This window comes from Thermomonas sp. HDW16 (assembly GCF_011302915.1).
Classification (GTDB): domain Bacteria; phylum Pseudomonadota; class Gammaproteobacteria; order Xanthomonadales; family Xanthomonadaceae; genus Thermomonas.
The window spans coordinates 1,371,718-1,389,523 of sequence record NZ_CP049872.1; the positions used below are offsets into that span (position 1 = coordinate 1,371,718).

Annotated in this window: 11 protein-coding genes; 6 read left to right on the plus strand and 5 right to left on the minus strand. The window is 65.3% G+C overall.

Translation table 11 applies throughout. From position 1 onward, the window contains the following. The first annotated feature begins 41 nt into the window (after positions 1–41). From G7079_RS06330 to G7079_RS06355, 6 genes are all read left to right on the plus strand, one after another. On the plus strand, positions 42–1,652 hold the full coding sequence (locus G7079_RS06330) for an alpha-glucosidase family protein (protein WP_166056500.1): 1,611 nt from the start codon (positions 42–44) through the stop codon (positions 1,650–1,652). Then, complete coding sequence (locus tag G7079_RS06335; RefSeq protein ID WP_166056501.1) at positions 1,652–4,384, plus strand: alpha-1,6-glucosidase domain-containing protein; 2,733 nt, start codon at positions 1,652–1,654, stop codon at positions 4,382–4,384. The genes G7079_RS06330 and G7079_RS06335 overlap by 1 nt, the downstream gene beginning before the upstream one ends. Further along, positions 4,381–6,411 (plus strand): glycoside hydrolase family 97 protein, encoded by a 2,031-nt coding sequence (locus G7079_RS06340; protein WP_166056502.1) that lies wholly within the window; start codon positions 4,381–4,383, stop codon positions 6,409–6,411. Before G7079_RS06335 ends, G7079_RS06340 begins: the two co-directional genes overlap by 4 nt. 4 nt (positions 6,412–6,415) lie before the next feature. Further along, the gene (locus tag G7079_RS06345; protein ID WP_240906258.1) at positions 6,416–7,351 is read left to right on the plus strand and encodes an alpha/beta hydrolase-fold protein; all 936 of its coding nucleotides are present in this window, start codon (positions 6,416–6,418) and stop codon (positions 7,349–7,351) included. A gap of 303 nt (positions 7,352–7,654) precedes the next feature. Continuing rightward, positions 7,655–10,441, plus strand: a complete 2,787-nt coding sequence (locus tag G7079_RS06350) for a TonB-dependent receptor (RefSeq protein WP_166056504.1) — start codon at positions 7,655–7,657, stop codon at positions 10,439–10,441. Between the two features lie 106 nt (positions 10,442–10,547). After that, positions 10,548–11,969 carry a solute:sodium symporter family transporter gene (locus G7079_RS06355; protein ID WP_166056505.1) on the plus strand — a complete coding sequence of 474 codons (1,422 nt, stop codon included), beginning with the start codon at positions 10,548–10,550 and terminating at the stop codon, positions 11,967–11,969. On the opposite strand, the gene G7079_RS06360 is transcribed toward G7079_RS06355, so the two are convergent. The 5 genes from G7079_RS06360 to zwf are packed head-to-tail and all read right to left on the minus strand — an operon-like array spanning position 11,970 to position 17,638. Continuing rightward, on the minus strand, positions 11,970–12,617 hold the full coding sequence (locus G7079_RS06360) for a bifunctional 4-hydroxy-2-oxoglutarate aldolase/2-dehydro-3-deoxy-phosphogluconate aldolase (RefSeq protein WP_166056506.1): 648 nt from the start codon (positions 12,615–12,617) through the stop codon (positions 11,970–11,972). An 8-nt stretch (positions 12,618–12,625) separates the two neighbouring features. Then, positions 12,626–13,633, minus strand: coding sequence for a glucokinase (gene glk, locus G7079_RS06365; RefSeq protein WP_166056507.1), 1,008 nt, complete (start codon positions 13,631–13,633; stop codon positions 12,626–12,628). Continuing rightward, positions 13,630–15,462 carry a phosphogluconate dehydratase gene (gene edd, locus G7079_RS06370; RefSeq protein WP_166056508.1) on the minus strand — a complete coding sequence of 611 codons (1,833 nt, stop codon included), beginning with the start codon at positions 15,460–15,462 and terminating at the stop codon, positions 13,630–13,632. The genes glk and edd overlap by 4 nt, the downstream gene beginning before the upstream one ends. After that, positions 15,462–16,169, minus strand: coding sequence for a 6-phosphogluconolactonase (gene pgl / locus G7079_RS06375; RefSeq protein ID WP_166056509.1), 708 nt, complete (start codon positions 16,167–16,169; stop codon positions 15,462–15,464). Before pgl ends, edd begins: the two co-directional genes overlap by 1 nt. Next, entirely contained in the window at positions 16,169–17,638 is a 1,470-nt protein-coding gene (zwf, locus tag G7079_RS06380; RefSeq protein WP_166056510.1) for a glucose-6-phosphate dehydrogenase, read from the minus strand. The genes pgl and zwf overlap by 1 nt, the downstream gene beginning before the upstream one ends. Positions 17,639–17,806 lie beyond the last annotated feature (168 nt).

The window sequence follows — 17,806 nt, forward strand, 5'->3', positions numbered from 1 at the left end:
CGCGGCATAGTCCGTGACCATCGCATCGGCGTGGAGCGGGGATGGCAGGGCAGCATTGGTGGCGCGGCGCGGTGATCTACCAGATATACCCGCGCAGCTTCCTCGATACGGATGGCGACGGCATCGGCGATTTGCCGGGCATCGTCGATCGCCTCGACTACATCGCCTCGCTCGGCGTGGACGCGATCTGGATCTCGCCATTCTTCAAATCGCCGATGGCCGATTTCGGCTACGACATCTCCGATTACCGCGATGTCGATCCATTGTTCGGCACGCTTGAAGATTTCGACCGCCTGCTCGCGCAAGCGCATGCGCGCGGGCTGAAGGTCATGATCGACCAGGTGCCAAGCCACTGCTCGATCGAGCATCCGTGGTTCGTCGAAAGCCGGGAAAACCGCGACAACCCGAAGGCCGACTGGTTCGTGTGGGCCGATGCCAAGCCCGACGGCAGTCCGCCCAACAACTGGCTGTCGATCTTCGGCGGCGTTGCGTGGACCTGGGAACCGCGCCGGCGCCAGTACTACCTGCACAACTTCCTGAGTTCGCAACCGCAACTCAATTTCCATTCGGCTGAAGTGCGCGCCGCGCAGCTCGACAACCTGCGCTTCTGGCTGGATCGCGGGGTGGACGGCTTCCGCCTGGATTCGATCAATTTCCCGTTCCACGACGCGCAGCTGCGCGACAACCCGGCCAAGCCGATGGAACTGCGGCAAGGTCGTGGCTTCAGCCCGGACAATCCTTACGCGTTCCAGTACCACACCTACAACAACACGCGGCCGGAGAACCTGGGCTTCCTCGAAGACGTCCGCCGGCTGATGGATGGCTACGCGGACGTGGCCGCGCTCGGCGAGATCTCGTCCGATGATTCGCTGGCGACGATGACCGAATACGTGCAGCCGCATCGGTTGCACATGGGCTACAGCTTCGAATTGCTGACCGACGACGGTTCGCCTGCGCATATCCGCCGCACGGTGGAAGCGCTGGAAGCGCAGCTGCAGGAAGGCTGGCCGTGCTGGGCGATCTCCAACCACGACGTGCAACGTGCCGTCACCCGTTGGGGTGGCAGCGAAGCCGGCGATGCGCTGGCGAAGCAGCTGGTCGCGCTGGTGTGCTCGCTGCGCGGCTCGGTCTGCCTGTACCAGGGCGAGGAACTCGGCCTGCCGGAAGCCGACGTGCCGTACGAATCCTTGCAGGATCCCTACGGCAAGGCGTTCTGGCCCAACTTCAAGGGCCGCGACGGCTGCCGCACGCCGATGCCGTGGGGCGGCACGGACAACGCGGGCTTCAGTGGCGCGAAGCCGTGGCTGCCGGTGCCGGAAGGGCATCGCCTGCGCAGCGTCGATGCGCAGAACGCGGATCCCGCATCGGTGCTCAACGCGGTGCGCGCGTTCCTGCACTGGCGCAAGACCCAGCCCGCATTGACCGGGGGGGCGATCCGGTTTGTTGACGCCCCGGCATCGATCCTCGCCTTCGTGCGCGAGCATGCGGGCGAGCGCATGTTGGTCGCGTTCAATCTTTCGCAATCGAGTGTCGAGTGGGTGCCGCCGGAGCGTATCGCGTTGATCGATGCGCCCGGTATCGATACGGCGCGTCTGCAGGGCGATGCGCTGCACTTCCCGCCGCATGGCGCGGCCTTCGCACGCGCGGTTTGATGACTCGCCTGCGCTGGGTATTGCCGCTGGCGGCATTGGCCGCAGTCCCGGTGCAGGCCGCAACGGCTGATTGCGACGGCCCCGTCGCCACAACGCTGCACCCCGCCGCGTACGCGGCCACCGACGCCCGTGCGTACTGGCTGGATGCCGACACGATCCGCTGGCCGAAGATGCCGGCGCAGGCAAGCTACCGGTTGTATGCATCGGCCACTGCAGGCCTGAAGGTCGAGCGCGGGGCGCCGGTACAGGGCGCCGATGCGGTGCTCGCGTTGCAGCCCGCAACGGCGTCCGCGGAAGCCGCAGCCCGTTTCGGTTTCACAAGTGCTGGCGCGGAGATGCGCATTGCGGCAAGCGACGCGACGCGCTTACACGGCCTGTTGATCGGGCAACTGCTGCTGGTGCAGGAAGATGCGCAAGGCCACGTGCTGGATGCGACCTATCTGCAGCACCCCGGCGCGCTGGATGACTTGTACGCGGCAGCCGATGCGGATCCCGCTCCGCTGGGCGCAACGCCTGGCAAGGGCTCGACGCACTTCCGCTTGTGGGCACCAACCGCCAGCAAGGCGTCGCTTTGTCTATATCGCGATGGTATGGCCAGCACGGAAAGCGCGTCGCCCTTGCAGCGCGATGAGCGAAGCGGCGTCTGGCAGCAAACGATTTCGCGTGACCTGCGTGGAAATTACTACGCCTACCTCGTCGATGTGTTCGTGCCGGGCATCGGCATCGTCCGCAATCGCGTCACCGATCCGTATTCGATCAGCTTGACCACGGATTCCGCGCGCAGCTACATCGCCGACCTCGATGATCCTGCCATGAAGCCCGCAGGTTGGGACGATACGCCGCGCCCACCCGCGCTGGCCTCGAATACCGACATGGCGATCTACGAATTGCATGTGCGCGATTTTTCGATTGGCGACGGCAGCGTGCCGCAGGCGCATCGCGGCAAATACCTCGCCTTCACCGATTTCGAAAGCGCCGGCATGCGCCATTTGCGCGCACTCGGCGAGGCGGGCATCACCGATATCCACCTGCTTCCGGTCTTCGATATCGCCACGATCCCGGAAGCGGGCTGCGAAACGCCCGCGATCCCGCAGGCCGCAGCGGACAGCGAGGCGCAACAGGCGGTCGTCATGTCGGCGGCGGCGAAGGACTGCTTCAACTGGGGCTACGACCCGTTCCACTTCAACGCGCCGGAAGGCAGTTACGCCAGTGACGCGGCCGATGGCATGGTGCGCATCCGCGAGTTCCGCGCCATGGTGCAGGCCCTGCATGCGGCCGGCCTGCGCGTCGGGATGGATGTGGTCTACAACCACACCACGGCATCGGGACAGTCGCCGCGCTCGGTGCTGGATCGCATCGTGCCGGGCTATTACCAGCGGCTTGATGCGAACGGCAAGGTCGAGACTTCGACCTGTTGCGACAACACTGCCACCGAGCACCCGATGATGGCGCGGCTGATGCGCGATTCCGTCGCCTTGTGGGCGAAGCAGTACCGCATCGATTCGTTCCGTTTCGACCTGATGGGCCACCAGCCGCGCGATGCGATGATCGAGGTGAAGCGCGCGGCCAATGCCGCTGCGGGGCGCAATGTGCCTTTGCTCGGTGAGGGTTGGAACTTCGGCGAGATCGCCAATGGCGCGCGTTTCCCGCAGGCTGCGCAGGGCATGTTGAACGGTACCGGCATCGCCACCTTCAGCGACCGCGCGCGCGATGCGCTGCGCGGTGGTGGCTGCTGCGACAGCGGTATCGAGCTGTTCGGGCAACAAGGGTTGCTCAACGGCCTGGCCTACGTGCCGAATGCGCGCGCGCGCGGCAAGGCGACACGCCGCGACCTGCTGCATGCCGCCGATCTCGCGCGTGCGGGGCTGGCCGGCACCTTGCGTGACTACCGCACCACGCTTGCAGACGGCCGCATCGCGCCACTGTCTGCAGTGGACTACAAGGGCATGGAAGCCGGTTATGCCAGCCAGCCGGGCGAAGTCGTCAACTATGTCGAGAATCACGACAACCCGACGTTGTGGGACATCCATGCGCTGAAATTGCCGCAAGGCACCAGCGCCGAGGAGCGTGCGCGGGTGCAATTGCTTGGTGCGGCGTTCGTCGCCTTCAGCCAGGGCGTGGCGTATTTCCACGCCGGCATGGACGTGCTGCGCAGCAAGTCGCTGGATCGCAACAGCTTCGATTCCGGCGACTGGTTCAACCGCCTTGACTGGACCTACGCGGACAACGGCTTCGGCTCGGGCTTGCCACCCAAGCAGGACAATGGCAAGGACTGGGAATTGCTGCAGCCGGTACTGCGCAACGCGAATGCAAAGCCGGCCCCGGCCGATATCGCCTGGATGCGCGATGCCTTCCGCGACATCCTGCGTATCCGTGCCAGCACGCCGCTGTTCCGTCTTGCCTCGGCTGACGAAATCTCGAAGTGGCTGGTATTCCGCAATGTCGGGCCGAAGCAGAATCCGCTGGTCGTCGTCGGCCACCTGGACGGCAACGGGATGGCGGGCGAATTCGCGGAAGTGCTGTACCTGCTCAATGTGTCGCCCGATGCGCAAACGCTGGTGTTGCCGGAGGAAGCCGGCAAGGCATACGTGCTGCATCCAGTGCTGGCGGCGGATGTCGCTGCCGACCCCCGCACAAGGCAGGCGCGCTATGCGCTGGGCGATGGCAGGTTCGAGTTGCCGGGGCGCACGGCCGTGGTATTCGTGATCGAAAAGGGAGCGCATGCGCGATGAAGGGATTACTGTTCGGACTCTTGTTGGTGCTGGCGTTGCCGGGTTTCGCGCATGCGGAGCAGGTGGCGCAGGCATCGTCGCCGGATGGGCGCATCGTGGTGCAGCTGGATCTCAATGGGGAAGGGCGGTTGGCGTACCGCGTGTTGCGCGATGGCAAGCCGGTGATCGCCGATTCGCGGCTGGGTTTCATCTTTCGCAATGGACGCCAGATCCTGCGCGGCCTGCAGTTGGACAAACAGGCATCGCGCAGCGCCGACGGTACCTGGGAACAGCCTTGGGGCGAACGCCGCTACGTGCGCGACCACTACAACGAATTGCGCGCAAGTTTCGTCGAGAAAGACCACGACAAACGCCACTTCGACATGGTGTTCCGGGTGTTCGACGATGGCGTCGGCTTCCGCTACGACATTCCCGAGCAGCCGAGACTGGCCGAGGCGCAGATCGTGCAGGAGTTGACCGAGTTCGCCATCGCGCGGCCGGCCACCGCGTGGTGGATACCCGCCTTCGAATGGAATCGCGAGGAATACCTGTACCACCGCACGCCGTTGGCTGAAGTCGGCGTGGCGCAGACACCGATCACCCTGCGCACCGATGATGGTGTGCACCTCAGCATCCACGAGGCGGCATTGGTCGATTACGCCGGCATGAACCTGATGCGCGATGGCGGCACGCTGCGCGCGATCCTGACCCCAGGCAGCCCGACCCCGGTAGTGCGCAAGACTCCGTTCGCCACGCCGTGGCGCACCATCACGATCAGCGACCGCGCTGGCGGATTGGTCGAATCCAACCTGATCCTCAACCTCAATGAGCCGAACAAGCTCGGCGATATCAGCTGGTTCAAGCCCAGCAAGTACGTGGGTGTGTGGTGGTCATTGCACATCGACAAGGAGACCTGGGCGACCGGGGCGAAGCACGGCGCGACTACGGCGAACACCAAGCGCTACATCGACTTCGCTGCTGAAAATGGTTTTCGTGGCGTGCTGGTGGAAGGATGGAACATCGGTTGGGATGGCGACTGGTTCGCCAACGGCTGGGACTTCGATTTCCGCAAGCCCACGCCGGACTACGACCTGAAAGGCCTCGCTGCCTACGCGAGAACAAAGGGCGTGCACCTGATCGGCCACCACGAGACCGGCTGCGCGGTCAGTCACTACGAACGGCAGATGGACGAGGCGTTCGCGCTGTTCGGCAGGCTTGGCATCGATGCGGTCAAGACCGGCTATGTCTGCGATGCTGGGCAGATCGAGCGGCAGGACGTTGCGAACGGGCCGGTGCTTCGCGAGTGGCACGAAGGGCAATGGATGAGCAACCACCACCTGCGCGTGGTGCAGGACGCGGCGAAACACCACGTCGCCATCAACGCGCACGAACCGATCAAGGACACCGGCTTGCGGCGCACGTATCCGAACTGGATTTCGCGTGAAGGCGCGCGCGGGCAAGAGTTCAATGCCTGGGGCGACCCGCCGAATTCACCGGAGCACGAAGTCACCCTGGTCTACACGCGCATGTTGGCCGGTCCGATGGACTACACGCCGGGCGTGGTCAGCCTGACTGGCAAGAACGGGCAGGAGATCGGCAGCACGCTGGCACGGCAACTGGCGCTTTACGTGGCGCTCTACAGCCCGATTCAGATGGCAGCCGACCTACCGGAGCATTACGCGCAGCACGCCGATGCCTTCCAGTTCATCAAGGACGTGGCGGTGGATTGGGACGAAAGCCGGGTGCTGGCCGGCGAAGTGGGCGAGTACGTCGCTATCGCACGCAAGCAGCGGGGCGGTGGCGAATGGTTCATCGGCGCGATCAACGACCGCAATGCGCGCACCGTGCCGCTGAAGCTGGATTTCCTCGATCCCGGCAAACACTACCGCGCCGAGATCTACCGCGATGGCGAAGGCGCCGGCTGGAAGGGCGAGTCGCGCTTCCGCTTCGCGCGCGAAGCGAAGACGGTGACGCGAGGCGATGCCTTGGCGCTCTGGCTGGCCGGCGGTGGCGGCGCGGCGGTGCGCTTCGTGCCCATCGATGGTTGACAGCGTGCGATTCATCGCCGGCCTGTGCCTGTTGTTCGCATGCGCGTTCGCACAGGCGCAGGGCATCCGCGTCGATACATTGGAACAGGCCGCTCCTGGCCTTTCCGACAAGCCGATCCGCGTGCGCATCTACTTGCCGCCGGATTACGGATCGACGCAGGCACGCTACGACACGCTGTACGTCAACGACGGCCAGGACATGGAAGCGGTCGGCATGCAGGCAACGTTGGAACGCCTGTATGCGCGGTATGAAATCCGCCGGATCATCGTGGTCGCCATCGACATGCCGCCGGATCGCATGGCTGGCTACGGATTGTTCGATCGGGCGAAAGGCGAAGCCATCGCCGCGTCGACGAAATATGGCGTGGTTGGCGCACATGCGCAGCTCTATGCGCGTTGGCTGACACACGATCTGGTGCCGACGATCGATACGCGCTACCGGACGGTGGCCAGCACGGAGGGGCGCGCCATACTCGGTTGGTCGTTGGGTGCGCTCAGTGCATTCGGCATCGGCTGGCAGTCTGCGGAGATGTTCGGAGACGTCGGCGCGTTTTCGCCGTCGTTCTGGTTGTCGGCGGACAACACGAATGCCGATGCGGTGCAGGCCACGCGCGTCGTGCATGCATTGGTCGACAGCAGTCCGCCAATGTCGCGCCCGCGATTGTTCTTCGGCATCGGTACGAAGGAAGAAACCGATGATCGCGATGGCGACGGCATCATCGATGTGATCGACGATACCCGCGAGCTGATCGATGGTTGGAAGGCACCCGACGGTACCGCGCGCAAGGGTGTTCGCGAGCTGGGTCAAGGCGCGAGCGGGGATGCGGCGACGCTGTTTCTCCTCGCTGGCGGTCGCCACGATCAGCCAAGTTGGGCGCGGATGTTGCCCGTATTCCTGCGTTGGGCCTATGGCGCATCGGATAAGCCACCGGGGTCGTGATCGCCGGCGGTCATGACAATGTCGCTGCGATATGTTGCGTCGCGACAAAACTGGGCTGCGGTCCATGCGATGGATGCCGCCGGACGTTCTCCCGCTTCCTCGAGACTCGCTGATAGCGAGCAATGACGCGGATTTCAGGATGTTCTTAACGGAATCGTCATGAATACGTATGCAGGTTCGCGTTGTCGGGAAACTCCGCGACTACTATCAGTCGCGTTCACGCATGGGCTGTCGATGCATGCGGGCCCGACGGAGCGGACGGCAACGATCGTCCGACCATTCAAACGATTCCTGGAGGGGAAGATGGTGCAGTTGAAGCGAAACCTGCTGAGCATGGCGCTGGCCTCGGCGACGATGATGTTGACCGCGCAAGTGCATGCGCAGTCCGCGCAGCCCGCGGGCCAGACCGAAGATGATGCTGCGGCTGCCAAGAAGAAGGCGGAGGATGCGAAGACCCTCGACAAGGTCACCGTGACCGGTATTCGTGGCGGCATCGAGCGCGCGATCGACATCAAGAAGGATGCGACCTCGATCGTCGAAGCCATCTCCGCCGAAGACATCGGCAAGCTGCCGGATGTCAGCATCGCCGAGTCGATTGCGCGCCTGCCCGGCATCGCCGCGCAACGCGTGGCCGGTCGTGCGCAGGTGATCAGCGTGCGTGGCCTGTCGCCTGATTTCGCCACCACCACCCTCAACGGTCGCGAATTGGTCAGTACCGGCGACAACCGCAGCGTCGAGTTCGACCAGTACCCGTCCGAACTGATGGCCGGCGTGACCATCTACAAGACCCCGGACGCGGCGCTGGTCGGCCAAGGCCTGTCCGGCACCATGGACATGCGCACCGTGCGTCCCCTGAACTACGACGAGACCGTGGTCGCGATCAGCGGGCGTTGGCAGCGCAGTTCGTTGGGCGACGCCGCGAATGCGGATGCCGATGGCAATCGCTTCAACGCGGCCATGATCACCCAGTCGGCGGACCGGAAGGTCGGCTTCTCGATCGGTTACTCGCATTCGGATACCCCGGTCCAGGAAAACCAGGTCGGCCTGTACGAACCGTGGCAGGCGATTGGCGACAACTGGCGGCCTGGCGTGCCTGCGGGTACCTACTATTCGGACGGTATCAAGGCGCTGCGTCGCACCGGCTACACCAAGCGCGACGGCGTGATGGCGACCCTTGAGTTCCGGCCTTCGGATGCCTGGATCAGCACCCTCGATTTGTTCTACACGAAGTCCAAGCAAGAGAACACCGCGAATCAGTTCGAGGTGCATATCGGCGACTACAACGGCAACTACGGGCGCCTGGATGTCGACAACCCCGTCATCAACGCGAACGGAACCTTCACGGGCGGCACCGCGAACAATGTGTATCCGCTGGTCCGCGGCATGTACAACGACCGCAAGGACACCATCAATGCGGTGGGTTGGAGCAACGAGTTCTTCGTCGGTCGCGCCAAGCTGGTCGCCGACATCAGCTGGTCGCGCGCCAAGCGCGATGAACTTAACCTGGAGAACAACCTGCAGTTGACGCCGGCGCCGCAACTGGATTCGGTGGTGCTGGACTTCGCGAACGGCGACTTCCCGCAGCTCAACCCGGGACGCGATTATTCCGACCCCAACAGCTTGTACCTGCGCGGCACGATCTACGGCTCGGGCTACGGCAAGGTGCCCAAGGTCGTCGACGAACTCGGCAGCATCCGGCTGACCGCCAACCTTCCTGCGCCGGAAGCGGCGAGCAACCTGTTCGCGGACATCGACTTCGGCATCAACTATGCCGATCGCGAGAAGCAGAAGTGGCAGCCCGAAGGCAATATCAATGTCGGTTCGCAGGGCGATACCACCATTGCCTCCGAGCTGCAGTACGGGCTGGTGGATCTCGGCTTCGCGGGCGTTGGCTTGATTCCCTCCTGGGACGTGCCGGGCGCAGTGGCGCGCTACATGACCTTCAACCCGACCGACGACACTGCCGCCTACCTGATCCCCAAGGCATGGACCGTCAACGAGGAGATCACCACCGGTTTCATCCGCGGCAACATCGATACCACGTGGGGTTCCATCCCCGTGCGCGGCAATATCGGCCTGCAGGTGCAGCGCACCGACCAGTCGTCGGATTCGCGCGTGTGGGACAGCTCGCAGCCGGCCGGACAGGAGATCCGCCCGTTCTCCAATGGCAAGACCTACACGGATGTATTGCCCAGCCTGAACTTGGCGTTCTCGCTGGCGAACGACCAGACCCTGCGCGTTGCGCTGGCGCGCCAGGTGGCGCGCGCACGCGTCGACCAGCTACGTTCCTCCGTTGAATTCGGGGTCGATACCGCCACCGGCAAGCCGGGTGCGGGCGGCGGCAATCCGCTGCTGGATCCCTGGCGCGCGAATGCGTTCGACATCTCGTGGGAGAAGTACTTCGGCAGCAAGGCCTATGTCGCCGCGGCCTACTACTACAAGGACCTGCGCAGCTACATCTTCACCCAGACCCGCGATGGCTATGACTTCACCGACCTGTTGCAGGGCTGGGTACCGCCGGCGGGCATGACCGTGCCGGTGCAGACGACCGGCACCATGTCTGCACCGTTCAACGGCAAGGGCGGAACCCTGCAGGGCATCGAGTTGACTGCATCGCTGCCGCTGGACCTGGTCTTCGGCCAGGCGTTTAACGGTTTCGGCATCGTGGCAAGCGCAAGCTTCAACGACAGCGACATCACCATCCTCGCGCCCGAGAACTCGAGCAGCGTGGGCAATGCCCCGATCTCGCTGCCGGGCTTGTCGGACCGCGTCTACAACTTCACCGCCTACTACGAGCGCAACGGCTTCGAGGTTCGCGTGAATAACCGTCGTCGTTCCGACTTCATCGGCGAGATCGGCAATTTCGACGGTGCACGCACGTTGCGATACGTGGTCGGCGAGAACATCACCGATGCGCAGGCCAGCTACACCTTCGGCGAGAACAGCAGCCTGAAGGGCCTCAGCCTGCTGCTGCAGGCGAGCAACCTGGGCAATGAGGACTACCGTACGTACGCAGGCAGCAAGGACCGCCCGCTGGAAACCATCGAGTGGGGCCGCACGCTGCTGTTCGGCGTCAACTACAAGTTCTGACCATCTCAGTGATGTGATGACGTGACCAAACCCCTGCCTGTCCCGTACAGGCAGGGGTCTTTTTTTGATGCGGGCCACGCGTGCGGGCCGCAGGGAGGAGGAGTCGATGGAAACCAACATGGTGCAGCTCGCGGTTTTCCTGGGATTGACCGCATTGGTCGCGCTGGCAACGTGGTTGCGTTATCGCAAGGATGCGAAAAGCGCGGATAACACGCAGGATTTCTTCCTGGCCGGCAAGCACCTGAGCTGGCCGTTCATCGCCGGCAGCCTGCTGCTGACAAACATCAGTGCCGAGCAGATCGTGGGCATGAACGGCGCGCAGAACCTGCTGCAGGTGTGGTGGGAGTTCGGTGCCGCCGCCGGCCTGCTGGTGCTGGCCTGGGTGCTGGTGCCGATGTACTACAAGTACAACTGCACCACGACCACCGAATTGCTGGAGAAACGCTTGCCGAATGGCGCGTCGTTGCGGCGCACGGTCTCGGTGCTGTTCCTGCTGGGCTACATGTTCATCCTGCTGCCGATGGTGCTGTACACCGGCGCGCGCTTCATGAAATCGATGTTCGAGCCGGACATGTCGATCATGACCATCGCCATCCTGTTCGCGCTTGCAGGGCTCGCGTATGCGGCGCTCGGCGGCCTGCGCGCGATCGCCATTTCCGACACCTACATGGGCGTGATCCTGCTGGTGATGGGCGGACTGGTGACATGGTTTGCGCTTGAGCGGATCGGCTGGGATTTCTCGGGCATTCCGGCGGATCGGCTGACGCTCTGGGGCGGGCCGGATTCGGACATCCCGTGGCCCACGCTGCTCACCGGCATGGTGTTCGCCCACATCTTCTACTGGGGCACCAACATGCTGATCGCCCAGCGCGCATTGGCGGCCAAGGACATCCGCGAAGCGCAGAAGGGTATCTATGCGGCGGCGGCGATGAAATTCCTCACGCCCTTCATCGTGATCCTGCCCGGCATCATCGCGTTCAAGCTGTATGGCGATATCGACGACAACGCCTATGGTCGCCTGGTCGGCGACGTGCTGCCGCCATGGCTGGCCGGCGCGTTCGCGGCGGCGATCACCGGCGCGGTGCTGTCCAGCTACAACGCCGGCCTGAACTCGGCGGCCGCGTTGTTCACCGTGGACCTGTACCTGCCACTGGTGAATCCGAAGGCGGACGGAAAACGCATCGGCCAGGTCGTGCAACTGGTCTTCATGCTGGTGTCGCTGGCACTGGTGCCGCTGTACCAGAACGCGACCAGCATCATCGGCACGTTGCAGAAGTTGAACGGCCTGTATTCGATGCCGGTGCTGGCGGCCTTCATCGTCGCGATCTTCGTCAAGGGTGCGAACGCGAAGGCGATTCGCATCGCGCTGGTGTTCGGCGTGGCGCTGTACGCGATGTTCACCTTCGTGTGGGCGCCGCCGCTGCATTACCTGCACCTGATGTTCATCACCCTGGTCGCGACCATCCTGGTCGCAGTGGGATTGAGCCGAGCGATGGGTGCGCCGGCTGCAGCTGCCGACGTCGCCTGATCAGCGCTTGAGCGCGGCGGCCTCGCTTGCGAGGCCGCCGATGCGTTGCCAGTCGCCGGTCTTCAGCGCATCGGCAGGCACCATCCACGAGCCGCCGACGCAGGCGACGTTCGGCAGCGCGAGATAGCCAGGGGCCTTCGCCGCATCGATGCCGCCGGTCGGGCAGAACCGCACCTGCGCGAACGGGCCGGCGAAACCGCGCAGGGCAGGCATGCCGCCGCTGGATTCGGCGGGGAAGAACTTGAAGCGTTGCCAGCCATGCTCCAGCCCGCGCATCAGTTCGCTGGCGGTGGCGATGCCGGGAATCAGTGGGACCGGGCCATCGGCCGCAGCGCGATACAAGGTGTCGGTGGCACCGGGCGAAATCGCGAAGCGCGCACCGGCCTGCGTGACCGCATCGAGGTCGCGTGCATTCAACACGGTGCCGGCGCCGACGCAGGCATTCGGCAGTTCGCGTGCGATCAACGCGATCGCATCGACGGCGCAGGCGGTGCGCAAGGTGATTTCGAGCACCGGCAGGCCGTTGTCGGCCAGTGCGCGCGCCAGCGGCAGGGCATCGTCGAGTCGTTCGATGGTGAGCACGGGGATGACCGGTGCAAGCGCGAACACGGCATCGACTTGGGCGGAATGGCGGGCGGTATCGAGCATGGCGTGGCTCACAGTTCCTTCGAGCGCAAGGCAGTGGCGGCACCAAGCAGCCCCGGTTGCGGATGGGTGATGACGTGGATCGGCACGGCTTCCAGCAGTGTCGCCATCCGGCCTTTTGCAAGGAAGCGTTCGCGGAAGGCGCTGCTGCGCAGGAACGGAATGAAGCGCGGCACGATGCCGCCGGCGATCACCACGGTGCGCGCGCCGTGGATCAGCGCGCAGTCGCCGGCCACGCTGCCGAGTACCGCGCAGAAGCGCGCCAGCGTTTGTCGCGCGGCGATGTCGTGGCCTTCCAGCGCCGCTGCCACGATCTCCGCCGGATCGCGCAGGGACTGGCGTTGCAGGCTGCTTTCTCCCGGCATCAGGTTGGTGGCGGGCGCAAGTGCAGCGCCGCCGCGCAACACCAGGTCAATCTCGGACAGGCCCTTGCCGCACAGCAGGCGTTCGGTCGAGGTACGTCCGTGTTGCGCGGTGAGCCAAGCGGCGATCGCGCGCTCCTCGTCGCCGAGCGGGGCGAAGCTGGTGTGGCCGCCCTCGGTTTCCACCGCATGCCAGCCGTGTGCGTGCGAACCGACCAGCAGCGCGACGCCCAGGCCAGTGCCGGGGCCCATCACCGTGACCGGCCCGCGCAACGGTGCGGCGGGATCGCCGTGCAGGGTGACCAAGCTGTCGGGCTGCAGCGAGGGCACGGCCCAGGCCACGGCGCCGAAGTCGTTGATCATCCGCAGCTCGTCCAGGCCCAGCGTGCGCTGCAGTTCGCGGCGGCTGAACGACCAGGCGCGATTGGTGAGGCGGATTTCGTCGTGGCCAACCGGACTGGCCACCGCCAACGCCGCGCGCGCGGGCTTGGCATCCACGCCGGACAGGTAGTGTTCGATCGCGTGTTGCATGCTGGCGAAGTCCGCATTGCGCAGCGACTGCGCCTCGTGCAGTTCGACGCCTGGCGTGGATAGGTCGGTCAGCGCGAAGCGCGCATTGGTGCCGCCGATGTCGCCGACCAGCGCAAGCTGACTCATGCGGCGTCCTCGTCGAGGAACAATGAGCACGCGCCTTGTTCGGCAGGGCTGACATTCCTGCGCATCAGCGCGAACAGTTCGCGGCCATGGCCGATGCGGTTGGCGGCGAGTGTCGGTTTTGCCAACGCGCGCGTCGCCCATTCGCCGGCATCCACCAGCGCCTCCATCGTGCCGGCCTCGGCATCGATGCGGACGATGTCGCCCTCGTGCAGCTTCGCCAGTGCGCCGGCATCGACCGCTTCCGGCGTCACGTGGATCGCCGCGAGCACCTTGCCCGAAGCGCCGGACATGCGGCCGTCGGTGAGCAGGGCGACGCGTTGGCCGCGATCCTGCAAGGCGGCCAGCGTCGGCGTCAGTTTGTGCAGTTCCGGCATGCCGTTGGCGCGTGGGCCCTGGCCGCGAACGACCGCGACGAAGTCGCCGACCAGTTCATCGGCCTTGAATGCGTCCAGCAAGGCGTCCTGCGATTCGAAGATGCGCGCGGGCGCTTCGATGCGGCGGAACTCCGGTGCCACCGCGGAAATCTTCACCACCGCACGGCCCAGGTTGCCCTGCAGACGACGCAGGCCGCCTTCGCTGTCGAACGGCGCGGCCACGCCGCGCACCACGCTGACGTCCTTCGATTGTGCGGGCGCGTCGCGCCACTGCAACTGCAGTCCGTCGAGGTGCGGTTCCAGCGCCTGCTGGCGCAGGTCGCCGCCATGCACGCAGGCGATGTCGGCATGCAGTAGGCCGGCATCGATCAGCTCGCGGATGACCAGTCCCAGGCCGCCCGCGGCGTGAAAATGGTTCACGTCGGCCGAACCGTTCGGATACACGCGCGCCAGCAGCGGCGTAGCCTTCGACAGTTCGTCCAGGTCGTTCCAGTCGATGATCAAGCCGGCGGCGCGGGCGATGGCGACCAGGTGCAGCGCGTGGTTGGTGGAACCGCCAGTGGCGGCCAGCCCGACCATCGCGTTGACCATGGCTTTCTCGTTCACGGTGCGCGCCAGCGGGCGGTAATCGTCGCCCAGTGCGGTGATCCGCAACACCTGCTCGGCGGCGGCGACGGTCAGCGCATCGCGCAGCGGCGTGCCCGGGTTGACGAAGGCGCTGCCCGGCATGTGCAGGCCCATCACTTCCATCAGCATCTGGTTGGAATTGGCGGTGCCGTAGAAGGTGCAGGTGCCGGGCGAATGGTAGGACGCCGCTTCGGCATCCAGCAGTTCCTCGCGGGTGGCTTCGCCGAGTGCATAACGCTGGCGCACCTCGGCCTTCTGCTTGTTGGGGATGCCGGAGGGCATCGGCCCCGCCGGCACGAAGATCGTCGGCAGGTGGCCGAAGCTCAGCGCGCCGATCAACAGGCCGGGCACGATCTTGTCGCATACGCCCAGCATCAGCACGCCATCGAACATTTCGTGCGAAAGCGAGACCGCCGTGGCCATCGCGATGGCGTCGCGCGAGAACAGCGACATCTCCATGCCGGCGCGGCCCTGTGTCACGCCATCGCACATTGCCGGCACGCCGCCGGCGACCTGCGCGCTGCCGCCGGCATTGCGCGCGGCCATGCGGATCAGCGCGGGGTACTGCTCCATCGGCTGGTGCGCGCTGAGCATGTCGTTGTAGGCGGTGACGATGCCGATATTGCCGCCACGACCGCTGCGCAATTCCTGCTTGTCCACGCCCGAGGCCGCGAAGCCGTGCGCAAGGTTGCCGCAGCCCAGGTCGCGGCGCGCCGGCCGGGTTTCGCGCGCGGCGTCCATCCGTGCCAGGTAGTCGTCGCGCAGGCGCTTGCTGCGCTCGGCGATGCGGGCGGTGACGCGTTCGACGACGGGATGCAGCGTGGACATCACGGACTCCAATGGATCTGCAGGCGATGGTCGCGCGCATGCAGCAGTGCGGCAACCGGATAGGGGATCGCGCCGCCATCATCCTGCTGTTGCGCTTGGCGCAGCACGCCTCGCTTGTCTTCGCCGGTGACGACCAGGTGGATCGAACGCGCGTGGAGCAGGCGCGGCAGGGTCAGGCTGATCCGCGCGAACGGCGCTTCCGGCGGCAACGGATCGGGCAGGGTGGCGATGGCGTCGATGCCGCTGTCCATCGCGAGGCCTTCGGCAAAATTCGCCGCACCGGGGAACAGCGAGGCGAAGTGGCCGTCCGCGCCCATGCCCAGCAGCACGAAGTCGAAGGGTTGCGCATTCAATGCAAGCAACGCGCGGGCTTGCGCCAGCGATGCGGTTTCGTCGCCATCGTCACGGGTGATGCCGTTCGCGGTGATGCCGGCACTCGATGCGAACGCCTTGCGCAGGGCGCGCAGGTTGCAGGCCGGATGGTCGTGCGGCACGCAGCGTTCGTCGGTCGGGATCGCGGTGATGCTGCCGTCGAATGCCGATGCGGCGAGCCGCGCGTAGATCGGCAGCGGCGTGCGCCCGCCCGCGAGCGCTAGCCAGGCAACGCCGCGTTCGCGTGTGGCATCGCGACAGGCGTGTTGCAATTCTTGCGCGACCTGTTCGATCAGCGCATCGGTGTTTGGGTAATCGTGCTCGATCCAGCCCATCAATCGCGCCAACTGTGGCCGTGGCGTTCGATCAGCGACACCGCCGCGCTCGGCCCCCAGGTGCCAGCCGGATACGGCTTCGGCGCGATATTCGCGCTGCGCCAGCCGTCGAGGATCGCATCCACCCATTGCCAGGCGGCTTCGGTTTCGTCGCGGCGCACGAACAGGGTGCCGTTGCCTTCGATCGCATCGAGGTAGAGGCGTTCGTAGGAAATGCGGCGGCGCGCGTTGGCGAATTCCTCGTGGAAGTCCAGGTCCAGAGCGACTTGCGACAGGCGCAGGCCGCTGCGATCCAGCCCCGGCGTCTTCGCCATCAGGTCGAGTTCGATGCGTTCTTCCGGTTGCAGGCGGATCAGCAGGCCGTTGGGCAGCATGTCGCTACCAGCGCGGCCGCCGAAGATCGAATACGGCACCTTGCGGAACTGGATGTAGATCTCGGTGCAGCGCGACGGCAATCGCTTGCCGGTGCGCAGGTAGAACGGCACGCCCGACCAGCGCCAGTTGTCCACGTGCGCGCGCAGGGCGACGAAGGTTTCGGTCCTGCTGTCGCGGCCGAGTTCCTGCGCATAGCCGGGCACCGCCACGCCATCGATCGCGCCGGCGCTGTACTGGCCGGCGACGGATTCGCTGGCGACGTGATCGCGGCCGATGGCGCGCAGCGAGCGCAGCACCTTGATCTTCTCGTTGCGCACGGCGGTCGGTTCGAAGCGCGCCGGCGGCTCCATCGCCACCAGGCACAGCAGTTGCAGCAGGTGGTTCTGCAGCATGTCGCGCATCGCGCCGGAATCGTCGTAATAGTCGCCGCGGCCTTCCACGCCGACGGTTTCGGCCACGGTGATCTGCACCTGCTCGATGTGGCGCGCGTTCCACAGCGGCTCGAACATCACGTTGCCGAAGCGCAGCGCGATCAGGTTCTGCACGCCTTCCTTGCCGAGGTAATGATCGACGCGATAGACGCGGTCTTCGTCGAAGTACTGCGCCACGCCGTCGTTGATCGCCTCGGCGCTGGCCAGGTCCTTGCCGATGGGTTTTTCCAGCATTACTCGCGTTCCAGCATCGGCAGCGCCGTGCGCGGCCAATGCGCGGCAGGCCGGTACATAGAAGCGCGGCGCGGTGCTGAGGTGGTAGAGCACGTCGCCATCGCGCAATTCCTCCACTTTCGCCGCGAGCTTCGCCATCGAGGCATCGTCGTCGACGCTGGCCGGGATGTAGTCGAGGCGATCCAGCAGGCCGCGTAGTGCGGCTTCATTGCATTCCTCGGCGGGGATGCGCTCGTGGATGGTGTTCGCCACCAATTCGGCGAAACCCTCGCGGGTCAGCTCGCTGCGCGCGGTGCCCAGGATGCGCAGTTTGTCCGGCAGCAGCTGTTCGGCCTGCAGGCTGTACAGCGAAGGGAGCAGCATGCGTTGGGCAAGATCCCCGGTGGCGCCGAAGATGGTCAGCAGCGAAGCAGGCGCAGGTCGCGTCACTCGTGTGTTCCGTGCAAAGTCGTCATCGAAGCTTAATACGCTTGCGTGTGTGTTGCCCGTGCATTCGATTTCACCCGGGTAAACGGCCAAAGCCGCGCCATTGCTCGCATACGCATAGGTATGTCGGGGGTTGGCCCGTAGAATCGAGTTTTTACTCCAGAGGTCGCG